This window comes from Streptomyces prunicolor (genome assembly GCF_045162825.1).
Taxonomy (GTDB): Bacteria; Actinomycetota; Actinomycetes; order Streptomycetales; family Streptomycetaceae; genus Streptomyces; species Streptomyces prunicolor.
The window spans coordinates 5,082,786-5,101,204 of the sequence record NZ_CP108676.1 but is presented as its reverse complement, the minus strand read 5'-3'; the positions used below and the strand labels follow the sequence as shown (position 1 = coordinate 5,101,204).

Sequence of the window (18,419 nt, the reverse complement as noted above, 5' to 3'; positions counted from 1 at the left end):
CGAGGACGTTCTTCACTCCGCTCCACCCTGTCGCAACACGTACCCCACGCCCCGCACCGTGTGCACAAGCCGGGGCTCGCCCCCTGCCTCGGTCTTCCGGCGCAGGTACATCACATACACATCAAGGGAGTTGGAGGACGGCTCGAAGTCGAAGCCCCAGACCGCCTTCAGGATCTGCTCGCGGGTGAGGACCTGGCGGGGATGCGCCAGGAACATCTCCAGCAGCGTGAACTCCGTGCGGGTCAGCTCGACTTGGCGTCCGTTCCGGGTGACCTCGCGCGTCGCGAGGTCCATCCGGAGGTCGGCGAAGGTCAGGGAGTCGTCCTCGGGGGCGTTCCCCGCGGCGGCCGCCGCCGCGTACGAACTGCGGCGCAGCAACGCCCGTACCCGCGCGAAGAGTTCGTCGAGTTCGAAGGGCTTGACGAGGTAGTCGTCGGCGCCGGCGTCCAGTCCCGTCACGCGGTCACCGACCGTGTCGCGGGCCGTCAGCATCAGGATCGGCGTCGTCGTACCGGCACCCCGCATCCGGCGGGCGGCCGTGAGGCCGTCCATGCGCGGCATCTGGATGTCGAGGACGACCAGGTCGGGCTGGTACGCGGTCGCCTTCTCCAGCGCGTCCGCGCCGTCGACGGCGACCTCGGTGTCGTACCCCTCGAACGCGAGGCTGCGCTGGAGTGCTTCGCGCACAGCCGGCTCGTCGTCCACGATCAGGATGCGCTGGGTGTCACGGTCGCCTTCGGCGGGGCTCATGGGCTGGATTCCTCGGGTGCGGTGGGACGGGGAGACAACGATCGGCTGAACGATCGGCTGGTCGCAATCAGCCTCGCATGTTTCCCGGCCGGTGCGTGAAGAGGGGAGGAAGTGAGAAAAAGGGTGAGATCGGCCTCGCCTCGTGGTGAGACCGGCTTCCCCCGGTCTCCGACTCAGCCCCGCATCGTCTGGAGGCGGTTCAGCGGCACCTTGCGGTGGTGCGTCCGGGCCGCGCTGGTACGCAGGCCCATCAGCTCCGGGACGGGTGCCACCTCCGGCGCCCGCACCGCCGGCGCGTGCAGTTCGTACGCCACCCCGAGGGCCAGGCCGAGACCGGCCGCTCCGGTGTCGGTCACCGTGTGCGAAACCTGCTTGATCATGACGTACTCCCTACTGACCACTACGGATCACTGATCGCTGAACAACCGATCGTTGGACTACGGACCTAGCTGTCGGAACCGCCCGCCCGCAGCGAAGCCAGGTCCGCCTTGACGGTGTTGATCGGGATGGCGAAGCCGATGCCGATGCTTCCGGCCTCGGACGACGAGGACGAGGAGTCCGAACTCGACGAGTACATCGCGGAGTTGATGCCGATGATGTTGCCGTTCGCGTCGATCAGGGCGCCGCCGGAGTTGCCGGGGTTGAGGGACGCGTCGGTCTGGATGGCCTTGTACGTCGTGGTCGACGAACCGGTGTCGCCGTTGAACTGCTGGCCGCCGAACTGGAACGGCCACTGACCGCTGCCGCCCGAGTCCGAACCCTGGCTCTGACTCTGGCTCTCGTCCGTCGAGACCGTCACGTCACGGTTCAGGGCGGAGACGATGCCGCTGGTGACCGTGCCGGTCAGCCCCTCGGGGGAGCCGATCGCGACGACCGTGTCGCCGATCTGGACGCCGGCGGAGTTGCCGAGGGTGGCCGCCTTCAGGCCGGAGGCGCCCGACAGCTTGAGGAGCGCGAGGTCCTTCTTGCTGTCCGTGCCGACGACCTTCGCGGTGTACGACTTGCCGTCGCTCGTCTTGACCTTGACGGACGTGGCGCCGGAGATCACGTGGTTGTTGGTGACGACCTCGCCGCCGGCGGTGATGATCACGCCGGCGCCGGTGGAGGAGCCGTTGCTGAGGGTGGCCTCGACCTCGACCACGCTCGGGCTGACGGTCGCGGCGATCGTGGCGACGTCGCCCCGCTTGCTGGAGGGCACGACGGCCGTGGTGGTGCTGGAGGTGGCGACGCTGTCCTTGCCGGTCAGCTCCTGGAAGGCGTACGCCGTGCCGCCGCCGACGGCCGCCGCGACGATCGCCACCGCCGCGAGCAGCGCGAGCGGACCCCGCCGCTTCTTCGGCTTGGGCGCCTCGCCCTGTACGTGGGTGAGGAGAGCGGTGTCGCCGCCCCCGTGACCGCCGCTGCCGTCGGCGGCGAGAGCCCCGCCGTCACCGGCGCCGTAGCCGCCGCCGTACGCGCCACTGTCGGCGCCGAACGCGGCCTGCGGGGCGGGCGAGGGGGCGGGCGTCTGGGCCGCCCACACAGGCTCGGCCTGCTGCACCGGCTGAGCCTGCTGCACGGGCTGAGCCTGCTGGACGGGCTGTGCCTGCTGCACCGGCTGGTAGGCCGGCGGGGGCGGCCACTCCGGGTTCACGGGAGAAGAGGCGTGCTGCTGCTGGGGGTACGCCTGCGGCTGGTCGCCCTGGGGGGTCTCGTACTCGCCGCTGCGGCGGAAGCTCTCGGTCATGGAACAGAGCCTGTCGCGAGATCATGAGAGGTAGCTGAGTCCCCGCTGAGAAGCCCGACAGAACCTCGTATGCCCGATATAAAGACGCCGGATCCCCGGAAACTCGGGGAAACGGGAGGTTGCGGGGGAGTGAGTGCACGGCACGCGCCGGACGAATACTTGTGTGACCCCTGTGCGGCACGTGTGTGCGGTGACAGGTGAGGCCTACGCTCTCCGAGCCGGAGGGGGGCTCCGCGAACAGCGCCGGTACATGCACCGCTCCATGCACCACTGGACAAAAGCATGTCACCGGCCCTGCGTGGTCGCGTCGTACGCCCTTCTCGGGCCCACTACGACACCCACACCAGGAGCCCCGAGTGATACGGATACGTGCCCTGCGCGGCCGGCTGAGACGCCCCGCCAGGGCGTTCCCGGCCGCCGCCCTCGCGCTGGCGCTGAGCTGCGCCGGCGTTCTCGCGGCCCAGCCCGCCACCGCGGCCGACGGCCCGACCCCACCGGCGTCCACCACCGCGGCCGACAGCCCGCCCGGACTGCCCTCCGCCACCGCTGCCGCCCAGGCCGCGCTCCCGCAGCACACCGCGCCCGACAAGGAACTGCGCTCCCGAGTCGTCGACGCCGCCCGCACCCAGGCGACAGTCAAGAAGACGGCGACGAAGTCCCCGTACATCATCGGCGGCACCGAGACCACGATCTCCAGCGCGCCCTGGATGGTCCAGCTCGCCTACTACGACGACACGACCGGCGACGGCTACTTCTGCGGCGGCACCCTCGTCGCCCCGAACAAGGTCCTCACCGCCGCACACTGCGTCGCGGGCCTGGACTGGACGAAGAACGGCGCGGTCCTGGCCGGCGCCACCGGCCTCGACGACGCGAGCGGCACGGCCGCGGGCGTCCTGCACCAGTGGAACCACCCGCGCTTCAACGCCGACACGGCCCAGAACGACATCGCGGTCCTCACCCTGGACCGCCCCCTGGACCAGCAGTGGATGCGGCTGGCCTACCTGAACGACCTCGGGTACGTCACCCCGGGCGCGCAGGCCACGGTGTACGGCTGGGGCCTGACCTCCGGCACCGGCACCGAGCTCTCCGCGAACCTGAAAAAGGCCACGCTGCCGATCGTCGACGACGCGACCTGCGACAGCGCGATGAAGTCGGTCCTCGGGGACGACGAGTTCATCGAGGGCTCGATGTTCTGCGCGGGCACCCCCGCCTCCGGCGCCGACGAGGGCACCACGAGCCCCTGCAACGGTGACTCCGGCGGCCCGGTGATCGTCGACAACAAGGTCATCGGCATTGTCTCCTGGGGCGTGGCCGGCTGCACCGCCAAGGGCGCCTACCCGGTCTTCACCAAGGTCGGCTCGTACGCCTGGGCCGCCCAGCCGCGCATCGACGACACCGACCTGTCCTACGACGGCCGCGCCGACCTGCTCGGCCGTACGCCCTCGGGCGGCCTGTTCCAGCAGGACAGCAAGGGCACCTCGCTCGCGCAGCGCGCCTACCAGGGCAACGGCTGGCAGACGGCGAGTTGGGTCCTGCAGGCCGACCTGGACCGGGACTACTACCAGGACCTGATCGTCCGCGACGCGACGGACGGCAAGCTGTGGCGCGACTACGTGGACCACGCCACGGGCGAGTACACGTGGAAGCAGATCAGCTCGGTGTGGGGCGGCTACAAGTCGTACGCGATCCCCGGCGACCTGACCGGTGACGCCCGCCCCGACCTGGTCGCGGTGGACGCCGACGGCTCGGTCTACCTCTACCCGGGCAAGGGCGACGGCGAGTTCTACGGCAAGGTCAAGGTCGTCGACAAGGCGTGGAAGAACGTCAAGGTCTTCGGCCACGGCGACCTGACCGGCGACGGCCGCGCCGACCTCCTGGTCCGCAACTCCTCCGGTGTCCTCTACCTCTACGCGGGCACCCAGGTCGAGCACACCCCGTGGAAGACCCGCGTCCAGGCCCGCACCGGCTGGAACTTCACCTCGTACGTCGCCAACGGTGACGTCACGGGAGACGGCATCGCGGATGTCATCACCCGCGACTCGGGCGGCACGCTGTGGCTCTACCCGGGCACCAACAAGGCGACGACGGCCCTCTTCGGGACGCGGATCAAGCTGGGCACGGGCTACAACCAGTACAACCTGCTGTTCTGAACCGAACCCCGTAGCAGTGATACGGCGGTCCTGCCCAGCTCTCCCAGCCGAAGGGCTCAGCCCTCGCAGCTCAAGAAGGGCTTCAGCCCTCGCACCCGCAGGACTGCCGTATCACCAGCCGCGACGGAAACACCTTCAGCCGCTCGCGCCGCGACCCAGCGACCCGCAGGCCGTCGTCCAGGACGAGGTCCACGGCCGCGCGGGCCATGGCCGGGCGGTCCGAGGCGATCGTCGTCAGCTTCGGGTCGGCCAGGGCCGCTTCCTTGATGTCGTCGAAGCCGATGACACCCAGCTCGCGCGGTACGTCGATCCGCAGCTCGCGCGCGGCCCGCAGCAGGCCGATCGCCTGGTCGTCGGTGGAGCAGAAGATCGCGGGCGGCCGGCGCGGGCCGGAGAGGATCCCCAGGGCGACCTGGTAGGCGTCGTAGCGGTTGTACGGCGCTTCGAAGAGACGCCCCTCGGTCGGGAGGCCTGCCTCGGTCATCGCGCGCCGCCAACCCTCGACGTGGTCGGAGACCGGGTCGCCGACGGACGGCGTCTCCGCCGTACCGCCCATACAGGCGACGTATTCGTAGCCGTGCTCAAGGAGATGGCGTACGGCGAGCTGGGCGCCGCCCAGGTCGTCCGTGACGACCGCCACGTCGTCGATCGCCTCGGGGCGTTCGTGGAGGAGGACGACGCGGGCGTCCCACGCCTCGATCTCCGCGGCGGCGTTGTCGTTCAGCGCGTGGCTGACGAGGACCAGCCCGGAGACTCGCATACCGAGGAAGGCACGCAGATAGTGGACCTCACGCTCGGCGATGTAGTCGGAGTTCCCGACCAGCACCATCTTTCCGCGCTCGGACGCGGCCTGTTCGACCGCGTGCGCCATCTCCCCGAAGAAGGGCTGACGCGCGTCCGGCACGATCAGGCCTATGAGGTCCGTGCGCCGCGACGCCATGGCCTGGGCCACCCGGTCGGGCCGGTACCCCAGTTCCTTGATCGCGGCGAGGACACGCTCGCGCGTGGCCGGGGCAACCGGCCGGGGTCCGTTGTTGATGACATAGCTGACGACGGCAGTCGACGTCCCTGCCAGTCGCGCTACATCATCCCGAGTCACCTTGGCCACGCGCGGAGTCTACGCGGATGGACCCGCTCTGGGCAGGGCGTATCGAAGCTTCTCTCAGCTTCCGCACACCTTCCGGTGCACAAGTGCTGCCCTGCCCAGACGCGGACTATGCCTCGGCCGGGATCTCGGCGGCGTCCAGGGCGGCCGAATCGGCCGTACCGTCCGCATCCTCCGGCTTTGCCTCGGCGAGAGCGGTGCTCGCCTTGAGCTTCGCCTCCTCGCCGCCGCGGTCGCCCTTCTCCGGGGTGACGAATCGATAACCGACGTTGCGGACGGTCCCGATCAGCGACTCGTGCTCGACGCCGAGCTTCGCGCGCAGCCGTCGTACGTGGACGTCGACCGTGCGCGTACCGCCGAAGTAGTCGTAGCCCCAGACCTCCTGGAGCAGCTGGGCGCGCGTGAAGACGCGGCCCGGGTGCTGGGCGAGGTACTTGAGGAGCTCGAACTCCTTGAAGGTCAGGTCGAGGACCCGGCCCTTGAGCTTGGCGGAGTACGTCGCCTCGTCCACGGAGAGATCGCCGTTGCGGATCTCCATGGGGGAGTCGTCGTTGACGATCTGCTGGCGGCCCATGGCCAGCCGCAGTCGCGCCTCGACCTCGGCCGGTCCGGCCGTGTCGAGCAGCACGTCGTCGATGCCCCAGTCGGCGGTGACGGCCGCGAGGCCGCCCTCGGTGACGACGAGGATGAGCGGACAGCCCGGACCGGTGGACCGGAGGAGCTGACACAGGCTGCGGACCTGAGGCAGGTCACGGCGGCCGTCGATCAGGATGACGTCGGCACCTGGGGTGTCGACGAGAGCGGGGCCTTCCGCCGGTGCCACGCGCACGTTGTGCAGCAGCAGGCCAAGGGCCGGAAGCACCTCCGTCGAAGGCTGGAGGGCATTGGTCAGGAGCAGCAGAGAACTCATATGTCTGGTTCCTCCTCGGTCCCTGCGAGGACGTATGCGGCACTGCGGCATTGCGGCGATGCTCTGTGATCCCGGGGGCTCTGTATCGCCGACGGCCACCTGCGGTTTCCCGCGGCGTACCGCTTCGTATACAACGCTCCCGGAAGCACAAAAGGACCCGGGGGCTTCGCTGCCCGAGTCCTCTGTCCAGCAGAATAGCCCACATGAGCGCTGGTACGGCAGGTCATGTGGCACGATCCACCGTTCGTCCGAACTCTGAGACGATCAGACGTACACCTTTGCGGACGTTTCTGCACACCGACGACGGGGTGACGATCGATTCCGTATACGAACCGGGGGCACCCGTATACGACGCCTCCCGGTCACCTTCCGGTGATCCGGTGTTCGTCGTGGCGCACGGTTTCACGGGCGATGTGGACAAGCCACATGTACGGCGGGTTGCCGAGGCGTTCGCGCAGTACGGGGCCGTGGTCACCTTCTCCTTCCGGGGCCACGGCGCCTCCGGCGGACGCTCCACCGTCGGCGACCGCGAGGTCCTCGATCTGGCCGCCGCGGTCGCCTGGGCGCGCGAGCAGGGGCACGCGCGCGTGGTCACCGTCGGCTTCTCGATGGGCGGTTCGGTGGTGCTGCGGCACGCGGCGCTCTACGGCTCCCAGGCGCACGCCGACGGCCGGAGGCGCGAGGGGCGCACAGAAGCGCACACGGACGCGGTGGTTTCCGTGAGTGCGCCGGCCCGCTGGTACTACAGGGGGACAGCCCCGATGCGAAAGCTGCACTGGCTCGTGACCCGCCCCGAGGGCCGCCTGGTCGGCCGCTACGGCCTCAACACCCGTATCGAGCGCAGGGGTTGGGACCCGGTCCCGCTCTCCCCGGTGGAGTCGGTCCCGCGCATCGCGCCCACCCCGCTCCTCATCGTGCACGGCGACCGCGACGGCTACTTCCCCGTCGATCACCCCCGGATGCTGGCCGAAGCCGCCGCCGACCACGCCGAACTCTGGCTGGAGCCGGGCATGGGCCACGCCGAACACGCGGCCACCGACGACCTGCTGGCCCGTATCGGGCGCTGGGGCAATGCACAGGACAGCTAGCCTGACGGTGTTGACGCCCGATCCGTCGACACCGGTCTACCGAGGAAGCAAGCACATGCCAAAGGTCACGGTGCGCTACTGGGCCGCCGCGAAGGCCGCGGCCGGCATCGCCGAGGAGCCGTACGACGCGGCCACCCTCGCCGAGGCCCTCACCGCCGTCCGCGAGCGACACCCCGGGGAACTCGCCCGCGTACTGCTGCGATGCTCGTTCCTCGTCGACGGTGACCCCGTGGGCACCCGCGGACATGAGACGGTACGGCTGGCCGAGGGCGGCACGGTCGAGGTGCTCCCGCCGTTCGCAGGAGGATGAGCGAAGCGATGAGCAACCAACCGTATGAGGGCTATGGCGAGGGCTACGACCCCTACGCCCAGCAACAGCAGCCCCAGCAGGCACCCGCACAGATGCAGCCGCAGGCACCCGCGCAGGCGTGGCCCGGGCACCAGCAGGCGTACGACGATCCGCAGGCCGCCCAGCAGTACACCCAGCAGTGGCAGGGCCAGACCTGGGACACCCAGGTCCAGCAGACCAGGCCCGCCGCGTCCGACCTGGCGTACTTCCCGCCGCAGAACTACCAAGCGGCGGCGCAGAGTCACGACCCCCATGCCCAGCCCCCCAGACCCGAGGCCCCCGAGGTACAGGCACAGGCACAGGCCGGCGACGGCTACGGCCCGCCCTCCCTCGCCGGCAACGCCCGCATCACGGACGCCCAGCGGGCCCGCCTTGAGGGCCGTTCGCCGATCATCGAACCCGGGATGCAGCCGGCCGCCCTCACCGCCGTACTGGCGCTGCTCCTCTCCGTCACCGCACAGGTCGGGTCCTACGCCCTCGTCGTACCGCTCGTCGTCCTCCAGGCGGTGACGGCCGCGGGCTGGTTCCGGCTGAACGGGATGTGGCCCGCGCGGCAGGGCATCGCGCTGGCCTTCGCGGGGGCGCTCGTCGCCGACGTGGCGCTGCTCGCGGCCGGGCGGGAGAACGGTCCCGCCGCGATCCTCGGCACCCTGGGTGTCTGGGTCCTGCTCTCCCTCGTCATGCAACTGCGCTCGCACGCCGACCCGGACACCCGGATCACCAGCCTGATGGCGACGGTCGCCTCGGCCGCCCTTGCCATCCTCGCGGCCGGTCACCTCGCCGCCGAGCCGGACGCGGTGACGGTCGGCGCGGCGGCGGTCGCGGTGGCGATCCTGGCCCGCGCGCTCCCGTTGCCGACGGTGGCTTCCGTCATCGTCTCGCTGCTCGCCGCCGCCGGTGCGGGGATCGCGGTCGGCGGGATGACGGGCATGGGCGCGAAGGGCGCGCTGCTCGGCGCGGGCGCGGCGGTCTGCGCGCTCATCGGCCACCGGGTGGCGAGCTACGACTACCCGTCCCGCTTCGTCCACTTCACGGCCGGTGTGGCCCTCCCGCTCGCGGCGGCGGCCCCGGCGGTGTACCTGCTGGGACGGGCGCTGGTGTAGCCAACTGCTGTGTTGCGGGCGGTAGTTAAAAGCTCCTCGGCAGTTGTCTGAGACAGTTAAGAGCACTGTCACAGGTGATCGACAATTTCCCGTCGCACGCGTCCGGCAGGACTAACCTCGCGATCAGCGGCCACCCGGTCGTAGTACCGCTGTCGTCGAGGACCGCCTAGGTGGGGAACACCGCATGCGTGCGCTGCGAATACTTCTGATCGTCGTCGTGATTCTGGGAGGGCTCTTCGTCATCGCCGACCGGGTGGCGGTGCACTTCGCCGAGCAGGAGGTGGCGGACCGGGTGAAGACGTCGGAGAACCTGGCCACCACCCCGGACGTCTCCATCAAGGGCTTCCCCTTCCTCACCCAGATCGCCTTCGGTGACCTGGACGACGTCGAGATCGGCATCAAGAGCTACGAGGCGCCCACCGGCAACACGACCGGCGGTGCCACCACGATCCGCATCGACGACCTCAAGGCCCACATGAAGGGCGTGAAGCTGTCGATCAGCGGCAACACCGCCTCGTCGGCCACGGCGACCAGCGCGACCGGCACCGCGAGCATCTCCTACGACCAGCTGCTCAAGGCCGCCAAGTCCGCGCCGACGCCCGTCTTCACCGGCGTCACGGCCCAGATCGTCGGCCTCTCCGACGGCGGCGACGGCAAGATCAAGGCCGACATGAAGGTCACGGTCACGGGGATCGGGACGACCACGTACCCGGTGCTCAGCACGGTCACCGTCGACGGCAACACGGTGAAGGTGCACGCGGACAACCTGCCCAAGCTGGTGGTCAACCTCGCCGACTCCCGCGTCCGCTCGATCACCGACTTCCAGCAGACGATCAGCGAACTGCCGGGCGGCGTGAAGCTGGACAGTGTGCAGGCCGCGCAGGGTGGTGTGGACATCAAGGTGAAGGGTTCGAACGTCGACCTGGCCGGGTAGGACGGGTCGGGGCGCGGGCTGCGGGCGTCCGACGGGCGTCCGAGGGGCGAGACGCCCGTGTCCGTACGGCAGTGCTGTTAACGGCTTCCGGCCCCCGGATTCCCGGCAGCAGAGCCCCAACACCCCTCTCGTCTCACATCCCGGACGATCGCGTCTCAAAATACGACACACCGGTGACATGCCCGGCGATCCGTCCCTACGATCGACCCTATGAGGCAACAGGCGGATCTCACGAAGCGGCGGGCAGTGGACCTGTGCCGCGTCGCCGCCATGCTCTGTCGCACTTTCTGAGCGGAAGCGCAGACTTCCGCGTTCCCCCGTGCCCTTGACCCTGATCAGGGCACCCGCGCGAGCGCGCACCCTTTCTCTCACGCACCGCACCGCCGTAACTGCCCCGGAGGAGAAAAGCATGAGCCGCAGTGACGTCCTGGTCGACGCCGACTGGGTCGAGGCCAACCTCGACAACCCGAGCGTGGCGATCGTCGAGGTCGACGAGGACACGTCCGCGTACGAGAAGAACCACATCAAGAACGCGATCCGGATCGACTGGACGAAGGACCTCCAGGACCCGGTACGCCGTGACTTCGTCGACCAGGAGGGCTTCGAGAAGCTCCTGTCCGGCAAGGGCATCGGCAACGACACACTGGTGATCCTCTACGGCGGCAACAACAACTGGTTCGCGTCGTACGCCTACTGGTACTTCAAGCTCTACGGCCACGACAACGTCAAGCTGCTCGACGGTGGCCGCAAGAAGTGGGAGCTGGACGCCCGCGAGCTGGTCGAGGAGGTTCCCGCGCGCGCCGAGACCTCGTACAAGGCGAAGCCGCAGAACACCGCGATCCGCGCGTTCCGCGACGACGTCGTGGCCGCCATCGGTGCGCAGAACCTGGTCGACGTCCGTTCGCCCGACGAGTTCAGCGGCAAGCTGCTCGCGCCGGCGCACCTTCCGCAGGAGCAGTCGCAGCGTCCGGGTCACGTCCCGTCCGCGCGGAACATCCCGTGGTCGAAGAACGCCAACGACGACGGCACCTTCAAGTCGGACGACGAGCTCAAGGAGCTCTACGCCGACGAGCAGGTCGACCTGGCGAAGGACACCATCGCGTACTGCCGTATCGGCGAGCGCTCGGCCCTGACCTGGTTCGTGCTGCACGAGCTGCTCGGTGTCGAGAACGTCAAGAACTACGACGGTTCCTGGACCGAGTACGGCAGCCTGGTCGGCGTCCCGATCGAGCTCGGCGCCAACAAGTAAGCCCCGACCCAGCCCAAGCCCCAAGCCCAGCCCCAAGCCCTAACCCGTAAGGACAGACCATGTGTGGAGCGAAGGCCGGCGGCCCCGACGCCTCGACGATCAAGCCCGGTGAGACCACCATCCAGGGCCAGGTGACGCGCAACGGCGAGCCGGTGACGGGTTACGTCCGTCTCCTGGACTCGACCGGTGAGTTCACCGCGGAGGTCCCGACCTCCGCCACGGGCCAGTTCCGCTTCTACGCGGCCGAAGGCACCTGGACCGTCCGCGCCCTCGTCCCGGGCGCCACGGCCGACCGCACGGTGGTCGCCCAGACGGGCGGCTTGGCGGAGGTCGCGATCGCCGTCTGACGCTGTTGGCGAATCCAGCGGGCCCCGGGTACCTACCCTGAAAAAGTGTGACACTTTCGCGAAAAGTGTCACACTTTTTCAGGTGGGGGTGGGGGCCCGCATCTGTGGTCCTTGCACTGCTTCGCAGGCTGTGGAGCAGCGCGCCGGCCTCCGGGCGTCGGCGCTGGTGGGCCCGAGTCTGCGAAGCGGCTTTGATGCTGGCCGACGCTGGTGGGCTCGCATCTGTGGAGTCGGCATCCTTGCGGGCCTACGCTGGACGCATGCTGGCACGTCGTCGTCGCGTGGCCCCCTTTTCGATGCGCTCCTTGCACTGCTTCGCAGGCTGTGGAGCGCTGCGCCGGCCTCCGGGCGTCGGCGCTGGTGGGCCTGAGTCTGCGAAGCGGCTTTGATGTTGGCCGACGCTGGTGGGCTCGCATCTGTGGAGTCGGCATCCTTGCGGGCCTACGCTGGAACCATGCTGGCACGTCGTCGTCGCGTGTACTTCGTCATGATGGGCATCTGCATCGGGCTCTTCGTTCTGGCCTGGGGAGTCGTGCGGATCTGGTCGGTGCCCGCGGCCGTGGGGATGTGTGTGGTCGCGATGTTGATCCCGCCGGTCGCCGCGATGGTCGCCAACCGGCGCGGCCCCGACGACCGTTGGTGGGACGACCCGTCCGGCGACCCCAAGTCCGACGAGTGGTGGGACGAACTGGACGGCAAGAAGCGCCGCCCGTAAGTCACACGGCGAGCGGGTAGAGGGCGGGAATGTCGCCTACGAGACTGTCCACCGTGGTGCTCGACGCGCGGGACGCGCATGAGCTGGCCGGCTTCTACCTGCGCCTGCTCGGTTACGTGGTCCGGGCCGAGGAACCCGACTGGGTCCTGATCGGCCCGCCCGACGGCGGCACCGGCCTCTCCTTCCAGACCGAGCCGGAGTACGTCCCGCCCGTGTGGCCCGCCCGCGCCCCCGGCGAGCAGCAGATGATGCTGCACCTGGACATCGAGGTCGACGACCTGGACGGCGAGGTCGAGCGGGCCGTACGCGAAGGGGCCACGCTCCACGCACACCAGCCGCAGGACGATGTACGGGTCCTGCTGGACCCCTCCGGGCACCCCTTCTGCCTGTGGCGGCAGGAGCGACAGGAGCAAGAGGAGACGTGACCGGGCTCATGGTCGGGGGATTGATTCCCCTGGTGGGAGGGGGGTGTGCATCAACTCCGCCGGCGTGAGTCTCGGTGGGGCCGAGCCGGATGTACGGCTCTGGTCCTCCCCGTCCTCCTACCGATCGGAGCAACTCATGCGTGCCAGCGTCGTCCGACGTGTCAGCCTCTCGGCGGTCCTTCCGTGCGTCCTCGCGGGAGCGGTCGCGGTATCCGGCATGTCCTCCCCGGCCGCCACCGCCACCGCGCCCCACAGCGTGAAGATCGACGCGCAGGAGGTGGCGCAGACCAACTTCCCGCAGGTCCACTGGGACATCGACGACGGTGCCGACGGCTACCGCACCATGCTCAGTGGCCTGGAAGCGCTGGCCCGCAGCACGGCCAACGCACGCCTGACCGGCCCGGTGGTCAACACCCGGGGCAACCGCGTCACCGTCACCGTCCTGGACAACACGAGGACGAACACCTTCGCCGACGTCGTCATCAGCTCCCCGGGATTCGGCTCGCCCACCGTGCACGCCGTGGTGCGCCTCAGCGACCTGTACGTGGTGCGGGTCTACACGGTGGGCGCGTCCGGCAACCGTGTCCTCAACCTCATCCGGAACGTCCCCAACGAGTCGAGCACCGACGACAACTTCTTCGTCGGCCGGGAGGGCTACGACGCTCTCTCCCGGGTCGCCAACCAGTCCCTGACCGGTGTCACCATCGGCCCCGGCCCCCTCTCGCAGGCCCTGTACGACCTGGCCAACGCCGGCTCGACCCGGCTCAACCAGGCCCGCGGTCTGCTCAGCATCATCTTCGGCATCTCGGAGGCGGCCCGCTTCCGTACCCTGGCCGACCGCGTCGCGCCCTCCTTCGACAGCGGGGACTCGGTCAGTTACAGCTCCCAGCAGATCGCCCTGATCCGGAACTGGGCCAACGTCAGCCACGTCTACGTCGGCCACGTCAACGGCACGGACGACGGCGCCAGCACGAGCGTCGCCGGGGCCGGCATCTCCGACGCCCGCCAGGCGGCCGCCCTGCTGGCCATCGCCCTCAACGACGGCTCCAACCCCAACCCCAAGGACGAACTCTGACCGACCTCGTGGGACGACGGTGTGGCACAGACCCGATCATCGCGCTCCGCGTACGTCTCACCGTTCGGCGTGGTCGAGCCGGTCGGCCAGACCCGTCAGGTCGTCGGCGTGCAGGTCGAACCTGTCCGAGGAGGTGGGCGGGTCGCCGACGGGTCGGGCGACGTAGGCCGTGCGCAGCCCGAGGGCCTGTGCTCCCCGCAGGTCCCAGGCGTGCGCGGCGACCATCAGGAGCCGCTCCGGTGGCAGTCCGGAGACGGTGACGGCCAGCTGGTAGACCGCCGGGTCCGGCTTGTAGGTGCGGGCGTCCTCGGCGGACAGGGCCTGGTGCCAGCGCAGTCCGGCGTGCGCGTTGATGCCCAGCAGCGCGGTCCGGCTCGCGTTGGAGAGCCCGATCAGCGGGAACCGTCCGGCGATCCGGGCGAGCCCCGCCACGGTGTCGTGCCACGGCGGGAGCTTGCGCGCCGACAGGGCCAGTGCCGCTACGGCGGCCGGGTCGTCGACCCCGGCGGCGTCGGCGACGACCCGGGCGGCCTCCAGGTCGAGCACGTCGCTGGTGAGGTAGGGCCGGTCACCGTCGAGGACGCGACGCTGCTCGCGCTCGATGTGCCGCTGCCACCGCGACAGCAGCCGCTCGACCCCGAACTCGTCGAGCGCCGGGGCGAGTTCACGCATACCGGCGCGGAGACCGGCGGGTTCGTCGACGAGCGTGCCGAGCACGTCGAACACGACCGCGTCGATCTCTGTCCCTATCCCCATCCCCGACATGTGACCCTCGCTCCCGAACTGCACGGCCGACCATCATGGCTCCGTCCATGATCCGCCGGGCAGGCCTTGGCCGCAGGCGTTCAGGCCGTCGCGATGATCGCCATCAGCGGACCGCCGACGCACATCGCGGTGAGGGCCCCGGTCCAGGAGCAGGGGGTGTGACCGAGGGACGTCACGCGGCCGGAGCGACCTTGTCGAGGCGTCGTCGGGTCTCGTCCGCGTCGAGGGGTCCGCCATGGCCGGGGAGCAGGCGCTGCGGGCGGCGGTCGAGCTCGCCCATGAGCGCCCTGCGCACTCCCGCGGCGTCCTCGGTGAAGAAGTGGCGCTTCGGGCTCCGGGGGCGCAGTACGCCACCGCGGACCAGGTCGCCGACGAGGGTGTCGTCGCCGACGCGGACGACGAGCGAGCCGGGGGTGTGGCCGCCGAACCGCTCGGCGTGCGCGTCGACGCCGTAGGCACTCAGGTCGAGCTTGTCCTCCACCAGGATGTCGGCCTCGACCGGCCGGGCCTTCGCGCGCAGGACCATGGGCTTCAACAGCGCACCGGCCGGATGACTGATCGGGAGGACGCCGATGCGTCCGGTACGCAGGAGCTGTTCGTCACCCAGGCCGACCGCGATCGGAACGCCGGCCTCCGCGAACAACGCCGCCGTACCGCTGTGGTCGTTGTGGCCGTGGGTCAGGAGGACCAGGGCGATGTCGCGAGGCTGAAGGCCCTGCGCCGACAGCGCGTCGCGCAGACGGTCGCCGTCCTCCGGTCCGCCCGCGTCCACGAGGACCGCCTGTTCGCCGCGCAGGAGGTAGGCGTTGCTGTTGCCCATGGAGAGCGGCGTGACGGTCGTGGCGGTCGTGGCGCTCATGCGGTGCACCGCCTGTGGACGGTGCGTATTCGAACGGAAACGTCCATGGTCATCTTCCTTCACGCCGCTCACGTTATCCACGTAACCTTACGGCCGTAAGTAGAGCATGAGAACTTACGGCCGTAAAGTCATCGTCATGGCTCCAGCACCAGCACGGAGACGCAATCCCCGAGGTCAGGGAGGGCAACTCCGCGACGAGATCGTGACCGCGGCCCGCGAGCTGCTGATCGAAACCGGATCGGACAGCGCGGTGACCCTGCGAGCGATCGCGCGCAAGGTCGGCATCGCGCCGCCGTCGATCTACGCGCACTTCGACACGCCCGACCAGGTCGTGGAGGCGGTGGTCACCGAGACCCGCTCACTGCTGGTGCGTCACCTCGAGACCGCCCGCGCGGGAGCGGAAGGCGCGCGTGAGCGGCTGCTGGCCGACTGCCACGCCTACCTCGTCTTCGGTGCCGAGCAGCCCGAGCTCTACGCCCTGCTGTTCTCCCGGCCGCGCCCCAAGGGCAGCACCACCACGGAAGAACGCGTCGACCAGGCGGTACGCCAACTCGCGCTCATCGTCGGCGAGTCCATCGCGAGTCAGCTCGCGCCCGCCGAGGCGTTCTCGATACTGCTGCGCGACGTCGCCGACGCGATGCACGACGGCACGTCCCGCGCGGAGGATGCTCTCGGTACTGCGACCGCGCTCTGGGCGGCCCTGCACGGCATCATCCTGCTCCGCGCCCGCATTCCCCGGTTCCCGTGGCCGCCCCCCGGTCCGCTGGAGGACGAGATGATCACTCGGCTCGCACTCCTGGAGGGCCCTGCCCCCAGCTGACCGCTTGCCCGATCCCCCGGTGGTCCCGGCAACACCCCCACATCCACGGTCCGGCCGCAGGGCGTCACGCGGTCACCGCACGCCGCGGGTCAATCAGAGGCGGGCCGCAGGTTGTTCATGAGCAGGCCGAGGGTGAACTCGAAGCGGTCGGGTCCGGTGCCGGAGATCAGCTCGGCGGCATGGCGTCGGGTCTGCGGGAATTTCTCGGCAGGCAGTGCCGTGAAGCGGTCCAGCAACTCCTCGTGGCTGAGCACCCATTCCGGATCCTGCTGCCGGCGCCGTTGCCGGACCAGCGACTGTTCCAGTGCGTAGGCGCTGACGTAGAGGGACAGCGCGTCGCGGGCCCATCCGGCCGTCCTCGGTTCGATGCCGCCCGCGAGCAGGATCGCCAGGATTCCCTCGCCGACCCGCAGCGTCTCCAGGCTGGTCGGCACCATGGCCAACGCGGCGCGCGAGACTCCGGGGTACTTCAGGTACAGGTCGCGGATCTGCGTGTACACCCCGAGCAGTTGCTCGCGCCAGGCGGCCGGGTCCGGTTCGGGGAGCACGACCTCGGCGTAGAGCCTGCCGATCAGCAGGTCGTCGATGTCGTCCTTGTTGACGATGTGCGCGTACAGCGACGACGGACCGGTGCCGAGCACGGCGGCGACCCGGCGGATGGTCAGCGCGTCGTATCCCTCGGTGGCGACGACCTCCAGGGCGGCGTCGGTGATCCGCTCGACGGTGATCGGCTTCTTGCGGGCTGCGCGGCGTTGGCGGGGATCGGCGGGCATGACGGTCACTGTACCTTGACACGAACTAAGTTCGTTGAGTAGAACTTAGATCGTCAGAACGAACTTAGTTCGTCAAAGCGAACTCGGTTCGCGTCGATGTCGTCGATCTCGTCGATGTCGACGATGCCGTCCATATCCCGGAGGTGTGTGATGCGAGTTTCCGTAGTCGGAGCCGGTCTGGGAGGTCTGGCTCTCGCGCAGGGTCTGCGTGGTGCCGGCATCGAGGCCGACGTGTTCGAGCGCGACCCGGGGATCGTCGCCCGGTTCCAGGGCTACCGGCTCGTGCTGAACCCGACCGGTTTCCGGGCGGTGCGCGACTGCCTGCCGACGCGCTGGCACCCGCTGCTGGACGAGATCGTCATGGACGCCTCCGCCGAGCAGCTGATCCTTGACCCGCGGCTGAACGAGATCGGCAGGCTCGGCGCGGGCCGGACCGGCATCGTGGTCGACCGGCAGGTGCTGCGACACCTGTTGCTGACGGGTCTCACCGTGCACACCGATGCCGCGCTGACCGGCTACGACGTGCTGGCCGACGGCACTGTCCAAGCCCGGTTCGCCCACCGCGACCCGGCCACCGCCGACCTGCTCGTCGGCGCGGACGGCGTCACCTCCGCGGTCCGCGGGGTGCTGTCGCCGCGGACCACGCCGACCGACACCGGCGTCCGGTTCGTCATCGGCCGCACCCCGCTGACCGACGAGTTCGCCGGCCTGTCCAAGGCGTACGGCTCGAAGATCACGGGCGACGGCGTCAGCCTGCTGCTCGGCGCGATGCGCTTCCGTACCCCGCCGAAGCATGCCGCCGAGCAGCTGGCCCCCGACGTCACGCTGCCCGACATCGGCGACTACGTGCGCTGGGCCATGATCCTGCCGTCGAACGGCTCGCTGGAGGAGCTGACCGCGCAGGACGCCGTGCTGTCCAGGATGGAGGGCTGGCACCCGGAGCTGCGTGCGCTGATCGAGCAGGCCGACCCGGACAACAGCACGCTGCTGTCCATCCGGGTGGTCAAGCCCGGTGAGCGCTGGGCGTCCGGCCCGGTCACGCTGCTCGGCGACGCGATCCACGCGACCTCCCCGACCGGGGGCAACGGCGCGAACACCGCGCTGCGCGATGCGGACCTGCTGCGCCGCTGCCTGATCGATGCCGACGAAGGCCGCCGGGATCTGCTCGGCGCGGTCGGCGACTATGAGCGGCAGATGTTCGAGTACGGCGCGGAGGCCGTGCGCAGCAGCCTTGAGAAGCTGCCCGCGTTCGCGCCTGAAGCGAAACTGTCCTGAG

At 69.7% G+C, this 18,419-nt stretch carries 21 protein-coding genes; 13 read left to right on the top strand and 8 right to left on the bottom strand.

The genetic code is table 11. The features are described from left to right. Positions 1-12 precede the first annotated feature (12 nt). The 3 genes from OG588_RS23285 to OG588_RS23275 form a co-directional block, all read right to left on the bottom strand. Complete coding sequence (locus OG588_RS23285) at positions 13-750, bottom strand: response regulator transcription factor (protein ID WP_019064547.1); 738 nt, start codon at positions 748-750, stop codon at positions 13-15. A 173-nt stretch (positions 751-923) separates the two neighbouring features. Beyond that, positions 924-1,130, bottom strand: coding sequence for a hypothetical protein (locus tag OG588_RS23280; protein WP_405948999.1), 207 nt, complete (start codon positions 1,128-1,130; stop codon positions 924-926). A gap of 65 nt (positions 1,131-1,195) precedes the next feature. Then, on the bottom strand, positions 1,196-2,476 hold the full coding sequence (locus tag OG588_RS23275; RefSeq protein ID WP_405948998.1) for a S1C family serine protease: 1,281 nt from the start codon (positions 2,474-2,476) through the stop codon (positions 1,196-1,198). Positions 2,477-2,832: 356 nt separating this feature from the next. On the opposite strand from OG588_RS23275, the gene OG588_RS23270 reads away from it, so the two are divergent. After that, positions 2,833-4,626: a trypsin-like serine protease gene (locus tag OG588_RS23270; RefSeq protein WP_405948997.1), complete on the top strand. Its 1,794-nt coding sequence runs from the start codon at positions 2,833-2,835 to the stop codon at positions 4,624-4,626. 82 nt (positions 4,627-4,708) lie between these two features. Here the strand turns inward: OG588_RS23270 and OG588_RS23265 are convergent, their stop codons facing one another. Further along, on the bottom strand, positions 4,709-5,734 hold the full coding sequence (locus OG588_RS23265) for a LacI family DNA-binding transcriptional regulator (protein WP_405948996.1): 1,026 nt from the start codon (positions 5,732-5,734) through the stop codon (positions 4,709-4,711). A gap of 106 nt (positions 5,735-5,840) precedes the next feature. Continuing rightward, entirely contained in the window at positions 5,841-6,641 is an 801-nt protein-coding gene (locus OG588_RS23260; protein ID WP_019064552.1) for a response regulator transcription factor, read from the bottom strand. Positions 6,642-6,844: 203 nt separating this feature from the next. On the opposite strand from OG588_RS23260, the gene OG588_RS23255 reads away from it, so the two are divergent. From OG588_RS23255 to OG588_RS23210, 10 genes are all read left to right on the top strand, one after another. Beyond that, a complete protein-coding gene (locus OG588_RS23255; RefSeq protein WP_405948995.1) occupies positions 6,845-7,729 on the top strand; it encodes an alpha/beta hydrolase in 885 nt (294 codons plus the stop codon). Positions 7,730-7,784: 55 nt separating this feature from the next. Continuing rightward, complete coding sequence (locus tag OG588_RS23250; protein WP_019064554.1) at positions 7,785-8,039, top strand: MoaD/ThiS family protein; 255 nt, start codon at positions 7,785-7,787, stop codon at positions 8,037-8,039. Positions 8,040-8,047: 8 nt separating this feature from the next. Continuing rightward, positions 8,048-9,181 carry a hypothetical protein gene (locus OG588_RS23245; protein ID WP_405948994.1) on the top strand — a complete coding sequence of 378 codons (1,134 nt, stop codon included), beginning with the start codon at positions 8,048-8,050 and terminating at the stop codon, positions 9,179-9,181. A gap of 184 nt (positions 9,182-9,365) precedes the next feature. After that, the gene (locus OG588_RS23240; protein ID WP_405948993.1) at positions 9,366-10,115 is read left to right on the top strand and encodes a DUF2993 domain-containing protein; all 750 of its coding nucleotides are present in this window, start codon (positions 9,366-9,368) and stop codon (positions 10,113-10,115) included. 210 nt (positions 10,116-10,325) lie between these two features. After that, entirely contained in the window at positions 10,326-10,406 is an 81-nt protein-coding gene (locus OG588_RS23235) for a putative leader peptide (protein WP_353963781.1), read from the top strand. Between the two features lie 118 nt (positions 10,407-10,524). Then, on the top strand, positions 10,525-11,364 hold the full coding sequence (locus OG588_RS23230; protein ID WP_366093114.1) for a sulfurtransferase: 840 nt from the start codon (positions 10,525-10,527) through the stop codon (positions 11,362-11,364). 59 nt (positions 11,365-11,423) lie between these two features. Further along, positions 11,424-11,711 (top strand): DUF1416 domain-containing protein, encoded by a 288-nt coding sequence (locus tag OG588_RS23225; RefSeq protein WP_019064558.1) that lies wholly within the window; start codon positions 11,424-11,426, stop codon positions 11,709-11,711. A 454-nt stretch (positions 11,712-12,165) separates the two neighbouring features. Continuing rightward, positions 12,166-12,426: a DUF3099 domain-containing protein gene (locus OG588_RS23220; protein WP_366323801.1), complete on the top strand. Its 261-nt coding sequence runs from the start codon at positions 12,166-12,168 to the stop codon at positions 12,424-12,426. 29 nt (positions 12,427-12,455) lie between these two features. Further along, on the top strand, positions 12,456-12,851 hold the full coding sequence (locus OG588_RS23215) for a VOC family protein (RefSeq protein WP_405948992.1): 396 nt from the start codon (positions 12,456-12,458) through the stop codon (positions 12,849-12,851). A 136-nt stretch (positions 12,852-12,987) separates the two neighbouring features. Next, complete coding sequence (locus OG588_RS23210; protein ID WP_405948991.1) at positions 12,988-13,926, top strand: ribosome-inactivating family protein; 939 nt, start codon at positions 12,988-12,990, stop codon at positions 13,924-13,926. Positions 13,927-13,983: 57 nt separating this feature from the next. Here the strand turns inward: OG588_RS23210 and OG588_RS23205 are convergent, their stop codons facing one another. Together OG588_RS23205 and OG588_RS23200 are read right to left on the bottom strand one after the other, a co-directional pair. Then, positions 13,984-14,682: a haloacid dehalogenase type II gene (locus OG588_RS23205; RefSeq protein ID WP_405948990.1), complete on the bottom strand. Its 699-nt coding sequence runs from the start codon at positions 14,680-14,682 to the stop codon at positions 13,984-13,986. Positions 14,683-14,863: 181 nt separating this feature from the next. Next, on the bottom strand, positions 14,864-15,550 hold the full coding sequence (locus OG588_RS23200; RefSeq protein WP_405948989.1) for an MBL fold metallo-hydrolase: 687 nt from the start codon (positions 15,548-15,550) through the stop codon (positions 14,864-14,866). 136 nt (positions 15,551-15,686) lie between these two features. On the opposite strand from OG588_RS23200, the gene OG588_RS23195 reads away from it, so the two are divergent. Then, a complete protein-coding gene (locus OG588_RS23195; RefSeq protein ID WP_405948988.1) occupies positions 15,687-16,370 on the top strand; it encodes a TetR/AcrR family transcriptional regulator in 684 nt (227 codons plus the stop codon). An 89-nt stretch (positions 16,371-16,459) separates the two neighbouring features. Here the strand turns inward: OG588_RS23195 and OG588_RS23190 are convergent, their stop codons facing one another. After that, complete coding sequence (locus tag OG588_RS23190) at positions 16,460-17,143, bottom strand: TetR/AcrR family transcriptional regulator (protein ID WP_405948987.1); 684 nt, start codon at positions 17,141-17,143, stop codon at positions 16,460-16,462. A gap of 150 nt (positions 17,144-17,293) precedes the next feature. Between OG588_RS23190 and OG588_RS23185 the strand changes: the two genes are divergently transcribed. Next, the gene (locus OG588_RS23185; RefSeq protein WP_405948986.1) at positions 17,294-18,418 is read left to right on the top strand and encodes an FAD-dependent oxidoreductase; all 1,125 of its coding nucleotides are present in this window, start codon (positions 17,294-17,296) and stop codon (positions 18,416-18,418) included. The last annotated feature ends 1 nt before the right edge of the window (position 18,419 follow it).